The sequence below is a fragment of the Microcoleus sp. FACHB-831 genome (assembly GCF_014695585.1).
GTDB lineage: Bacteria > Cyanobacteriota > Cyanobacteriia > Cyanobacteriales > FACHB-T130 > FACHB-831.
Genome location: NZ_JACJON010000068.1, coordinates 251,805 through 263,694 on the forward strand (window position 1 = coordinate 251,805; position 11,890 = coordinate 263,694).

Consider the following 11,890-nt stretch of genomic DNA (forward strand, 5'->3'; position numbering starts at 1 on the left):
TTGTGCGATCGCGCTTTTGTCTCTATCAGGGCTAGTTTGTGGAATTTACTAAACCCTAACTGTAGAAAAAAGTTCCAAGTAGGGCGATCGCACAAACATTAACTCGACCTCAATGCAATTGAAGCGGATTTATCACGCAGAACTAATAATAACTATATGTAAAAAGTAAGATATGGGTGTAACCTTGGGCACTATATTGATGAGCGGACTTTCCTTATACCAAACGCCGCCAAAAATATAAAAGAGATTAAAGTTTGGGTATGCAAGCATACTTGTAATCCGCTTCAATCGTGTACTTGCTTACAGCAACCTTATGGCCACACCTACATTGATTGACTCTCTGATTAGCTATGTACCTTCCCTCCTAGTGCAACGCACTAGGAAAAATCCTCTACCCCTCGCTGCGCCAGAGATGGAACGTTTTTCGGCAGCAGTATTGTTTGCTGATGTATCCGGCTTTACACGCTTAACCGAAAAGCTGCAAGAACGGGGTGCAACAGGAGTAGAAGAACTTACCCAAGCTCTCAATACCTACTTTGGGGAATTGATTGCCTTGGTTTCAGCTCACGGTGGGGATGTGGTCAAGTTTGCCGGAGATGCGCTTTTAGTACTCTGGTCAACAACAAATGAAAGCTTAAGCGAAGTAACTTATCGTGCGGCTCAGTGCGCTCTGGCAATGACTGCCAATCTCAACCAATATGAAGTGATTCCAGGGGTACTGCTGAACCTGCGAGTGGGAGTTGGTGCGGGTGAAGTTTTAACCGCCATCGTCGGGGGTCAGAATGGGCGTTGGGAATTTCTGGTTGCTGGAGAACCCTTGATGCAGATGGGAGCAGCGGAAGCACAGGCGCAACCGGGTGAGGTAGTGCTATCGTCAATAGCTTGGACTTTCGTAAAACTGTTTACCGCTACTAGAGGAAATGAATCGAGCCTAGAATTAGCAACTGCTCCTCAATTAATTGGGACACCCACCCAGTCCGGGTGCGTGCGTTTGTCATCCCTTCCTTACTTGCTGCCTTTGTGCCCGACGGCATCTCCGGAGCTGAGTGCTGATGCTCAAAAATCTTTGTTGGCCTATATTCCCAGAGCAATTCGGATGCGTCTGGAGGCAGGACAAGGAGCTTGGGCGGGAGAATTGAGGCGGGTGACAGTTTGTTTTGTAAATCTGCCAGACCTAGATTATTACGCCCCTGAAATACTTGATTTGCTTAATCAGATCGTGTGGGTAGTGCAGACCAATTTGTACCAGTATGAAGGCAGTTTCAATAAATTTTTGGTAGATGACAAAGGCAGCATTTTAGTGGCAGCGTTTGGCTTGCCGCCTTATTCCCACGAAGATGATGCCGTGCGGGGTATCCAGGCGGCCTTGAAGATACAAGCAGCCTTGCGGGAATTGGGATTGCGCCCCAATATTGGCATTACTACGGGTAGAGTTTATTGTGGCGCGGTAGGCAGCGAGAGCCGACGCGAGTATACGATGCTTGGAGATGTGGTGAACGCGGCAGCGCGGCTAATGCAAGCAGCAAAAGACGAGATATTATGCGATCGCCCGACTTATGAGGCAGCAGGTTCCCGCTTTTCGTTTGATGCTGGGTCAGCCATTTACGTCAAAGGCAAGGTAGAACCGATTGTTATCTATCGTCCTAGAGAAACTAGCGATCGCCCTGACGCGACAATAAGTGCGCGATCGCATACTTCGATGATCGGGCGGACAACGCAGCGCCATCTCCTTACCTCAAAGTTGCAAGCTTTAGGCAGCAGGAACGGTTCTGTAGTAATAATTTCAGGAGAGGCGGGCATTGGCAAATCCCGACTGATCGAAGATTTGGTGCATCAAGCACAAGCAGCAGGAGTAGGTCGCCTATTCGGGATGGGGGATGCGATTGAAAAAGCCAAACCTTATCATGCATGGCGTTCTGTCTTCAGCCAGATACTAACTCTAGACTACCTATCTCATCCCCAAGTGAGGCAACAGCACTTACTTGGACTTTTAGAGTTTCTGCCAGAACCAGTGCAGCGACTTTACCCCTTGCTCAATCCAGTGCTGTCTTTAGATTTACCCGATAACGAGTGGACTCAGCCGCTAACAGGGAAAGAGCGAGCAGAACAAACTCGCGAGTTATTGGTGCAATTAATACAGATTTCTGCTGTTGCATCGCCCAAAGTTTTAATTATTGAAGACGCTCACTGGCTGGACTCAGCATCCTGGGCGCTAACTCTGGCTATTAGCCAGCAGGAAATACCCCTACTTCTGGTTATCTCCACGCGACCTCTAACAGATATTCCCGCTCCTGAATGTACTCAACTGTTGCAAATGCCGACAACAGAGCATTTGCAATTAGAAGCGCTAGGAAGAGGCGATGCTGTCGCTGTAGCCTGCCAAGCCTTGGGGGTGTCATCATTACCGCCGCAAGTAGCTGAACTAATTAGCAAGCGATCGCAGGGCAATCCTTTCTTTAGCGAAGAACTAGCATACTCCTTGCGCGAAGCCGGAGCGATCGTCATATCCGATGGTGTTTGCAGTCTATCGCCTAAAGTGCAAGACCTCAGCCAACTTTCCGTTCCCGATACCGTTCAAGGTATAGTTACCAGCCGCATTGACCGATTGGAAGCACAGCAACAGCTTGCCTTAAAAGTTGCTAGCGTCGTCGGACGAGTGTTTCCCTTCCACATCCTGCACGATATTTACCCCATTAATGCCGATAAAGCTAAATTAGCTGACTATCTCCACGTTCTGGAAAAATTCGAGCTTACCCCCCTAGAAACGCCAGAACCAGACCTCAGCTACGTCTTCAAACACATCATTACTCAGGAAGTCGCCTACAACCTGATGCTGTTCGCCCAGAGGCGACGGCTGCATCTGGCGCTTGCCGAGTGGTACGAACAAACCTATGCATCAGATTTATCTTCCTTCTACTCTTTGTTAGCCCATCATTGGGGAAGAGCAGAGGTGACACACAAAGCAATTGACTATTTAGAAAAAGCCGGACAGCAAGCCGTTACCAATTACGCCAACCGAGAGGCGGTGCTATTTTTTAGCGAGGCGATCGCTAAGTTACAAACTCTCCCAGATAGTAAGGCAAGGGCGGAACGCGAACTCCAGCTACAAATTGCTCTAGGTGCGCCCTTGATGACAGTAAAAGGTTACGCCTCTCCAGAAGTAAAACAAACTTACGACAGAGCCATAGAATTATGTCAGCAAGTCGGGCAGGCATCGCAGTTATTCTCTGCAATGACTGGGCTGTGGGCATCTTACTTTACTAGAGCAGAATTAAATAGCTCTAGACCATTAGTAGAGCAAATCAGGGATTTAGCCGAAAGTAGTCAAGACTCAGGAATGTTATTGCAGGCTAACTACAACTTAGCCAGTAACTTACTCCACTTAGGAGAATTTGCACTTACGCAAACCTACGCCGAACAAGGAGTTGCCATCTACGATCGCGCCTCGCATCATCCCCTAATTGCCACTTTCGGCTGCGATCCGGGTGTTGGTTGCTTATTCTGGGCTTGTCTTGCTAAATGGTTTTTGGGCTATCCCGATCGAGCTATAAAATACCTGGAGCAAATAAAAACACTTGCTGGAGAATTAAGTCACCCGTTCAGCATAGCTTTTGCTCTTAACTGCGCCGCCTGGTTGCCTTTTTATGGGCGGGAAGTTCAAGCCACCCAAGAGCAAGCAGAAGTCTTAATTTCCCAAACTACCGAAAACGGGTTTCCCTTCTTCACCGCACTGGGGAATATGCTGCGGGGTTGGGCGATCGCTCAAAATGGTTCTGTAGAAGGCATAACTCAGATCGAGCAAGGCTTAGAGATATTTATCGCAGGCGGTGCAGTATTAGCAAGGCACAGTCACTTAGCTATGCTGGCAGAGGCTTATGCTGAAGTGGGGCAATTTGATAGGGCGCTTTCTTTATTAGCAGATGCACGTAAAGAGATAGAACGGACTGGCGAGTGTTTCTGGGAAGCAGAAGTTTACCGACTTGAGGGAGAGTTACTGTTAAAGCTGGGACAACAAGAAAATGCGGAACAGCGTTTTTTTAAAGCAATAGAAGTTGCTCGTCGCCAGCAAGCGAAATCCTTAGAATTGCGAAGTGCGATCGCTTTATGTAGCCTCTGGCAGCAACAAGGCAAGATCGGCGCAGCCCGACAGCATCTAACTGAAATTTACACCTGGTTTACTGAAGGATTCAATACCCCAGACTTAAAAGCTGCCAAAGGACTGCTCAACTTTCTTAACAGCACTGATTACTATTAGTAGCTCGGCAACGCCCACCAAGAGATTTATCGGTGGGCATTGCCGAGCTACTGATACTTCTACAACTCTAGGAGAACAATTATATGACTCAAACTGGTTAACAGAATCAACATGAGAATAGGAGCGATCGCTCCTATTTTTTTGCAGTCTTGGAAGAGCGATCGCTCCTATTCTATTGCAGGTTTGGGAAGAGCGATCGCTTGTTGTTCAGACAGATGTAAGATCACCCTGAGAGCGATCGCGCTATTAGTAGAGTGGATGCTGCTTACCTTAGAGGATCGAACCGCTTGAACACCACACGTATTTTAAACATGGATACACGGAGGGATTGATCGAGCAATAGTCTCCAGTTTCTTTTAAGCTTACCAAGAAGGGTCGTGTGACGAATGATTTATAGCTGGCGATTCCGGTGTATTAATTCGGAGGCTTTGGCGAAATTACCAACGCGAATAACCAGAAGGACATTCTACAGTTGTATCATTAACAATCTGCGGTCTAGATGGAAGCTTTTTTGAGGGTTGATTGCTTCGACAAGATATAACCTCTGTGGTGTTTTCACCAGAAGATGTCTTGACTACATACACTATACTTGTATAGCTTCTCAAATCATCTTGTTTAGACACCCCTACTAATTGAACTACACGTCTAGGGTCAATCACAACGATTTTATATGAATAGTTCGCTGTTTCAGAATTTATACCTACTCCCATTTCGGAGTTTGTGTACACAAAACGAGAGTATTCCGTAAAAGCAGCTTGTTGCCCTTTGGCCATTACACCAACATAAGTTCTGGGTTCTGACTCTTTACCCATTCTCCTAGAGTTTTCCAGAAGCCCAAACACGCTGGTATTAGGAGGTAGCCTTGCTTCATCAGATATCTTGTCGAACAATTTTACCTCGTTGCGCGGGAATTCTATGCGTAACTGACCCTTATCCGTGAATTGAAAATTTAACCTCTCAGTTAAACCATTATCTGATAGATCTAGATATCGTGGTTGACCAGTTGGGTGAATCTTATAGCTGGTTCCTCCTGCTGTATTTGAGGAATTCAACACAAATAATTTACCCTCTGGCGTAAAAATTAGCGTCATGTAATCGCTTGCTCCTGTGGAACGCCATTGACCTAATATTTGTTTAGCAATTGTTGAATAGTAGGCATAATTTTGTGCGCTTAGTGATTGAGAATCTGATTCTTCTTCTGTTAGGAGCGATCGCTTACTATTCTCCAATCTTTTTGCATCAGCCTGACAACTGCACACCATCGCTCCTATTACCAGTAAAACACCTGTAAACTTGAATTTTCTCATCCCCTTGTCTCCTAGATAACTTAACGACTAATCTACACGCAAGGCTATCCGCAGACCTCAGCAATTTCACTTAAGTTAGCTGCGAGTCATTAAAGAGCGATGCCCCGTTCTTCCGCCGCTATGCTACGCGCTTTTATTCCACCATTTAAGCAAGCTGCCTTAAAATATCAGACGGGAAAAAATAAATTAGTAAAATCGAAACCCCGCGCGATCGCTCTCTGAATTACCCTAACTTAGGCAACGCGATCGCAATATGTCGCAAATGCGATCGCGGCGATAGGCGAAACCACAAAATAAGACTGGGTTGCAATAACAACAACGGCTCTTTATCCTGTTGTGCTAAACTTCGCGCTAGCTGCTTGATAGCATAGCGAAACTTGTATGCAGTCAATCTACGAGTTGGTTCTGCGGCTTCCAGCCATGCTTTTTCATAACGCACCAACTCCACAACCGGGGATGGCTCTATGCGATCGCTATCAGTAACTTTTTCGATAAAATTTGCGAAAGCGATCGCATCTTCCAAATGTTTCTTAATCCCCTTGGGAATATAAGTTTCGGCATATTGCCAAAACAACTTAGAAAAATCCTTACCCAACACGCGATGCGTTAACGGTAAAAGTTCTCGCACTTCACCCAACCGCTTGCGCTTCAGCGAACTGGCAAACAAATTAACTTGTTGTGCAGATAATTGAGCAAGTTGCTTGGCTTCATCAAAACTCAGCCCAAACTCTTCACAAACTACTTGCGGATTAGCAAAAAACCGCTCTCTTAAAACAGTATTAGTGTAAAGCTGGGCTAAAACTTGCTGCGTTTTTTCTAAACCCATCTTCCATGACACCTCCCAATCTTGCGTGCGCGTTCCACTTCCGCTGAAATTTCTGCAAAAGGTGGCAAGTTTTCATCACGTTCTAGCACTATGCCTTTAACTGGAACGCTGGCTAATACTTCATCCATAAGTTTCCACACCTCTACAGGCGTCGAGTGTGAATGACTGTCGATAAGTACGCCATCATGCCAATGTCCGCCGACAAAATGCAACTGGACGACGCGCTCTAATGGCAATTGCGATAAGAAAGTATGAACGTCATAGTTGTGGTTAACTCCATTAATATGGAGATTCGTGACATCCAGCAGCAACCCGCAATCAGAACGCTCCACCACTTCCGCGAGAAACTGGGCTTCTGTCATCTCGCCACCTGGAACAGTCAGCATATAGGTGATGTTCTCCAGAATCAGCGGCACGTCTATCAAGCGACGCGCTTGCTCAATATTGCGGCAAACCACTTCCACCGCCTCGCGTGTATAAGGTAGCGGTGAAAGATGCCCGATATCTACACCACCCGCTCTTGTAAAACAGATATGTTCGCTCCACCAAGGTGGATTCAGTTGCTTAATTAGTGCTGCCAGTTTGCCTAAATAATCCGCGTCCAAACCTTCTGCACTGCCTAGCGAAAGATTAATCGCATGCGGGATAAGTGGGAAGTGGGCAGCTAGCAGTTCTAACTCTTGCTCCTTTTGGGGTGGTGCATCTAGGTAATGTTCGGCGACGATTTCTAGAAAATCAACCCCCCCCCGATTCAGAAACAAGTCGCTGCGGAACGGTTCCCTAAAACCTAGACCTACACCTAATGTCGGTAGATGAGACAGCATATCTAAACTATCATCCTCCACAGCCGCCACAGCCACCACCGCAACTACTGCCGCAACTACTGCCGCTGCACGAGCTATCGGACGAGCTACTACACGAGCTACCGCAGGAACTACTACTACTGCACGAGCTATCGAACGAGCTACTACACGAGCTACCGCAGGAACTACTACTGCACGAGCTATCGGACGAGCTTCTTTGCCTGCTATTAGATCCTCGACGCGATAATCGATTAGGCGAAGGTGGTGGAAGAAAGGCTTTTCGGTAGTAGTCGTAGGAAGTTCCAGCAAGTGCTTCCACGCCAAACAGCGCTACCAGCAATTTGTAGTCAAGTGCATCAGGAATGCTCGATTTTGCCTTCTCTTGGAGCTGCGCGAATGTTCCTTGAAGTCGCTTGAGATAATTTTGTCCGCGATCGCTCAAGCGTGGCGGCTGCTTAATCAACCAAAGCAGCATAACGAGCGAGACAACGCCCATCACGATCAACAAACCCACGTTATAGCGTCCTTTAGCCAAGGCTACCAAGAGCTTGTAGCTACCGAGGGTGAAAACGATCGCTGCGCCTACTAAGCCGACTTTCACGTTCCATGCTTTCCACTCATCCGCATACAGCAATTGCTCATTTTTCAACGACTGTTCGTAAACTGCATATTTTTCCCGGACGATGACGGGTAAGAACGATGAGAATTTCATCTCATCTGCCTGATGCGAGGAATAAAAACACTTAAAGAACTCGCTTTCTATTAGCTTCAAGCCACCCAGATCTGGGTAATTTGGCGCTTGCTGGATGGATTTTTCCTTGACTTGCAAATAACCGCGCTGAATTAAGTTAAAGACTGCTAGCTTAGTTAATTCGGTTTCGCCGCCTCGCAAGTAAGCAATTTCGTAGGGGTCGGGGTTAGTAGGAATTAACGGCAAAGGCTGTTTTTTTGTTGGGTCTTGTATGAATCGCCAGCATACTACAAGCGTCGATACAATAATAACGCTGTAAAACAGCAGAAACTGCGGCCCATACATATCTGCAATTGGATTATGCAGCAACATATCCATCAGGAAACCTCCTTTTTTGGGTTGCCAGTCAGCGAATCGATTTAGCGTTTAATGGTTTAGTGTTTGCAATCTTGTCCTAATCGCTCCTGTAATTTGCATACTTCATTGATAACACACTGTTACTACAAGTAAGTTCAGGCTTACGGGGGAACCAGGGTTTTAACCAAGATAGTAGAAGGGAAAAGTTGACAGCGATCGCATCAAACTTAACCGCCACACCCTCCACCACACCCGCCACAGCCACCACCACAACCACCGCCGCCGCCATCGCCACCGCCATCACCGCCGCCACAACTTCCACCACAGCCAGTACCGCTGCTAGTAGTTGTGGACCTATGAAACATTTGCTCAAAGTCACCATAGGGTGTACCCGCTAGCATCCCTACGCCAAAGACGGCTACAGGTAGCACCAAGCTCAAATCTGTACTATTAGGATTATTAGTAGTGACGCTAGAAACTTGCCCCTTCAGTCCTGCAAATGTTTGCTGAAGCCGCTCTAGATAAGCTCGTCCTCGATGGCTCAAGCGCGGTGGGTTGCTGATAATTCCCAGCAAAACCAGCGATATGAAGCCCATGATTATCAGAAATACGACATTGAAGCGCCCGTTTACCAGCGCTATTAAAAGTTTATAGCCGCCTAAACCAAGGATGATTAGTATCCCTATCCAATGAACGCGCTCTGCTATGCGTTTTAGTTCATCTGGCAAAAGCAGTTTCTCGTTGTGCAGTCGCTGTTCATAGATTGTGCAATGTTGTTTCACAGATAGCGGTAGCGATAATTGGAAAATGTCTCTAGCTTTGCGCGGAGAAGAGAACCAGCTAAACACATCGCGCTCGATTGCAGTCAGATTCGACGGGTGCGGCTGGTCGGGCGCTTTCTCTATATAATCGCCCGCAATTTGCAAATACCCGCGCTGAATTAAATCAAAAATAGCCAGCCGCGTCACTTCATTCTCTCCACCCCGCAAATAAGCAATTTCGTAGGGATCGGGTTTAGTAGGAATCAATGGCAGAGCTAAGTTTGTTGGTGCATCGAGATAACGCACATTACACCAGCATATTACCAGCGTTATCCCAATAACAAAAGCATAAAACAGCAGAAAGTCCGGCCCATACATATTGGCAATTGGATTTGCTATGGGGTTGCTTATTACCACGACCGCCAAGAAAGCCAAGATGCATATTAGCAATTTATCCATTGCCTAGCCCCCTTTGTAAGTTTTGATTTTTTCATAGCATATTTCTACAGTATTAGGTAATGTTTTTACAGAAATGCGGAAGGCACAACCTAAACAAAGGAGCGTCCATCCTCAGAAGTGATGCAACGCCGGAACGATAACACCCCAGTGCGTGAAGCGTTGAGCGATCGCGCTATTCCCTAACAACAGCTAATTTTTCCAATTTATTGCCGCAGATTTTGCAAAACCTAGCATCTGCATCGTGGGATGACAACCCACAAGTAGAACAAAGCGTTTCTACGCGATCGCTGTTCTTCACCAATCTCTTAATTAAATTACCCAACTGCCAGGGTATAAGAGCAATTCCCGTTAAAATCATTAATACTGTCAGCAGCCTCCCCAATTCTGAAGTCGGCGTTACGTCGCCAAATCCTACTGTAGTCATCGTTACTACAGAGAAATAAAAGGCGTCTAAAAAAGTACGAAATCCTTTAGGGTTTACCGGATGCTCGACTTGATAAATTAAGCCTGAATAAACAAAGATAATTGCAAATAAAGTAAATAATATTCTGGCTGAAATTACGCTATCTTCCAAAATGATGCGACCCAGTAAAGTTCTTCCCTCGATAAAACGGATTAGCCGCAAAATCCGAAACCAGCGGAATATCCGAATAAAACTTATATCTACAATTCCTAAAAAAACTGGTACTATTGCCAGCAAATCGATTACTGAATATAAACTAAATAAATATTTTACTTTATCAGGCGCACACCAAAGACGCAATAAATACTCGTAAGCAAAAAGTAGCACCAGGGCAAAATCTATAATATCGAGATTAATACGAACGTAATCTGGTAGAGGGTATGTTTCTGCAACAAATATTGCTGAAGATACAAGCACCAGGGCAGTAATTACTAAATTAATAGTTCTGCCTACTGGCGTTTCCATGTCTTCTAGATAAAAAGCAATCTTTTGTCGCAGCAACATAAATCAAAAAACTAAAAATATCAGCGTCGATCGGCGATCGCGCCTCGCAGGACATTTTACAATTATTTACAATTAGGATCGCGATCGCTTATATTCCAGGAGAAGGTATAACCATGAATAGCAGCCGCATTGCCCCAGGCCCAGGTCAGGAGTCAGTATGGGATTATCCGCGTCCGCCCCGCGTGGAGGAATCGCCCAAGCACATCCAGATCGTCTTCAATGGCATCACAATTGTAGATACTCGCAACGCACGGCGAGTCCTAGAAACCAGTCACCCGCCCGTTTACTATATTCCTCAGAGCGATATCAAGATGGAATATTTGGTGCATACAAGCGGTGGGTCGTTTTGCGAGTGGAAAGGTAGCGCTATTTACTACAGCGTCGTCGCAGGGGACAAACAAGCGCCCAACGTTGCTTGGTCTTATCCCAACCCCACACCAGCCTTCGAGTTAATAAAAGACTGCATAGCCTTTTATCCCCAGATGATGGATGCGTGCTATGTCGATGGGGAACAAGTGGAACCGCAGCCTGGGGGTTTCTACGGCGGCTGGATTACCAAGGATATTGTGGGGCCGTTTAAGGGTGGGCCTGGGACTTGGGGCTGGTAAGCAAGTCAAAAGTTAAAATCGTAGTAAATTAAAGCACAACTTATATTGATGTATCGCTAGGAGCAATTCTTTGTGAGTCTGCCTAGAATTTGGGCGATCGCACTAAATGTGTTTCGGGAAGTAATTCGCGATCGCATTCTCTACATAATCGGCTTTTTTGCCATTTTGCAGCTTGCAGCAATGCCATTGCTGCGAGAAGTAGCTGCTGCTACAGAAAACAAAATGTTTGTTGATTTCGGTCTAGCTTGCATCACCATTCTCAGCGTTCTCGTTGCAGTGTTTGTTGGTACAGGACTAATTAACAAAGAAATAGAAAAGCGCACGGTATTAGTCTTAATTCCTAAACCGCTCTCTCGCTCTGAATTTATCATCGGCAAGCATCTAGGATTATCAGCAGTCTTAGGCGTCCTGCTTGCCGCCATGACGATAATTTATTTTATTGGCCTGAGTTTAGCGAAGATTACTTACCCAACGGGAAGCATTCTGATTTCTATACTTTACCTATTCATCGAGCTGTCTTTGCTGACAGGGGTAGCGCTACTTTTTGGAGTTTTTACCAGTTCCTTACTAGCGACGTTGCTCACCTTGGCAATTTATTTGGCAGGGCATCTAAGTCCTGATATTGTTAAGTTGGGCGAAGTAAGTAAAAATGAGACAATTCAAAACATAACTCAAAGTCTTTATTTAGTCTTACCAGACTTATCTAGACTAGATTTAAAAAATCAAGCGGTTTATGGCGTTTTACCACCGCCGATGACGCTATTCGCTCATGCGGGGTATGGCTTAATCTACACAGTCTTACTCATAGCGATCGCTATCGTTATCTTTTCCAGGCGTGAATTTTAAAATAGCGATG

The 11,890-nt window shown here is 45.9% G+C and carries 11 protein-coding genes; 4 read left to right on the forward strand and 7 right to left on the reverse strand.

The annotated features are described in order from the left end of the window. Window positions 1-313 precede the first annotated feature (313 nt). A complete protein-coding gene (locus tag H6F77_RS21455; protein ID WP_190490949.1) occupies window positions 314-4,255 on the forward strand; it encodes an adenylate/guanylate cyclase domain-containing protein in 3,942 nt (1,313 codons plus the stop codon). A 111-nt stretch (window positions 4,256-4,366) separates the two neighbouring features. Then, on the forward strand, window positions 4,367-4,546 hold the full coding sequence (locus tag H6F77_RS21460; RefSeq protein WP_190490950.1) for a hypothetical protein: 180 nt from the start codon (window positions 4,367-4,369) through the stop codon (window positions 4,544-4,546). 146 nt (window positions 4,547-4,692) lie between these two features. Here H6F77_RS21460 and H6F77_RS21465 read toward each other — a convergent pair whose 3' ends face one another. The 7 genes from H6F77_RS21465 to H6F77_RS21495 all read right to left on the reverse strand — a co-directional run bounded on the left by H6F77_RS21465 (window position 4,693) and on the right by H6F77_RS21495 (window position 10,426). Beyond that, window positions 4,693-5,562: a type IV pilin-like G/H family protein gene (locus tag H6F77_RS21465; protein ID WP_190490951.1), complete on the reverse strand. Its 870-nt coding sequence runs from the start codon at window positions 5,560-5,562 to the stop codon at window positions 4,693-4,695. A gap of 223 nt (window positions 5,563-5,785) precedes the next feature. After that, complete coding sequence (locus tag H6F77_RS21470) at window positions 5,786-6,388, reverse strand: SCO6045 C-terminal-like domain-containing protein (protein WP_190490952.1); 603 nt, start codon at window positions 6,386-6,388, stop codon at window positions 5,786-5,788. Next, window positions 6,379-7,212, reverse strand: coding sequence for an MbnB/TglH/ChrH family RiPP precursor modification enzyme (locus H6F77_RS21475; RefSeq protein ID WP_190491049.1), 834 nt, complete (start codon window positions 7,210-7,212; stop codon window positions 6,379-6,381). The genes H6F77_RS21470 and H6F77_RS21475 overlap by 10 nt, the downstream gene beginning before the upstream one ends. A 10-nt stretch (window positions 7,213-7,222) precedes the next feature. Next, window positions 7,223-8,260 (reverse strand): TIGR04222 domain-containing membrane protein, encoded by a 1,038-nt coding sequence (locus tag H6F77_RS21480; RefSeq protein ID WP_190490953.1) that lies wholly within the window; start codon window positions 8,258-8,260, stop codon window positions 7,223-7,225. 76 nt (window positions 8,261-8,336) lie between these two features. Beyond that, the gene (locus H6F77_RS21485; protein WP_190491061.1) at window positions 8,337-8,564 is read right to left on the reverse strand and encodes a hypothetical protein; all 228 of its coding nucleotides are present in this window, start codon (window positions 8,562-8,564) and stop codon (window positions 8,337-8,339) included. Then, window positions 8,467-9,459: a TIGR04222 domain-containing membrane protein gene (locus tag H6F77_RS21490; protein ID WP_190490954.1), complete on the reverse strand. Its 993-nt coding sequence runs from the start codon at window positions 9,457-9,459 to the stop codon at window positions 8,467-8,469. The genes H6F77_RS21485 and H6F77_RS21490 overlap by 98 nt, the downstream gene beginning before the upstream one ends. Before the next feature lie 172 nt (window positions 9,460-9,631). Further along, a complete protein-coding gene (locus H6F77_RS21495) occupies window positions 9,632-10,426 on the reverse strand; it encodes an ion transporter (protein WP_190490955.1) in 795 nt (264 codons plus the stop codon). 113 nt (window positions 10,427-10,539) lie between these two features. On the opposite strand from H6F77_RS21495, the gene H6F77_RS21500 reads away from it, so the two are divergent. Then, window positions 10,540-11,034 carry a DUF427 domain-containing protein gene (locus H6F77_RS21500; protein ID WP_190490956.1) on the forward strand — a complete coding sequence of 165 codons (495 nt, stop codon included), beginning with the start codon at window positions 10,540-10,542 and terminating at the stop codon, window positions 11,032-11,034. Window positions 11,035-11,106: 72 nt separating this feature from the next. Then, the gene (locus tag H6F77_RS21505) at window positions 11,107-11,880 is read left to right on the forward strand and encodes an ABC transporter permease (protein ID WP_190490957.1); all 774 of its coding nucleotides are present in this window, start codon (window positions 11,107-11,109) and stop codon (window positions 11,878-11,880) included. The last annotated feature ends 10 nt before the right edge of the window (window positions 11,881-11,890 follow it).

Coding starts and splice junctions, on each gene's coding strand:
- H6F77_RS21455 (WP_190490949.1), top strand. CDS start 314: ATGGCCACACCTACATTGATTGACTCTCTGATTAGCTATGTACCTTCC.
- H6F77_RS21460 (WP_190490950.1), top strand. CDS start 4,367: ATGAGAATAGGAGCGATCGCTCCTATTTTTTTGCAGTCTTGGAAGAGC.
- H6F77_RS21465 (WP_190490951.1), bottom strand. CDS start 5,562: ATGAGAAAATTCAAGTTTACAGGTGTTTTACTGGTAATAGGAGCGATG.
- H6F77_RS21470 (WP_190490952.1), bottom strand. CDS start 6,388: ATGGGTTTAGAAAAAACGCAGCAAGTTTTAGCCCAGCTTTACACTAAT.
- H6F77_RS21475 (WP_190491049.1), bottom strand. CDS start 7,212: ATGCTGTCTCATCTACCGACATTAGGTGTAGGTCTAGGTTTTAGGGAA.
- H6F77_RS21480 (WP_190490953.1), bottom strand. CDS start 8,260: ATGGATATGTTGCTGCATAATCCAATTGCAGATATGTATGGGCCGCAG.
- H6F77_RS21490 (WP_190490954.1), bottom strand. CDS start 9,459: ATGGATAAATTGCTAATATGCATCTTGGCTTTCTTGGCGGTCGTGGTA.
- H6F77_RS21495 (WP_190490955.1), bottom strand. CDS start 10,426: ATGTTGCTGCGACAAAAGATTGCTTTTTATCTAGAAGACATGGAAACG.
- H6F77_RS21500 (WP_190490956.1), top strand. CDS start 10,540: ATGAATAGCAGCCGCATTGCCCCAGGCCCAGGTCAGGAGTCAGTATGG.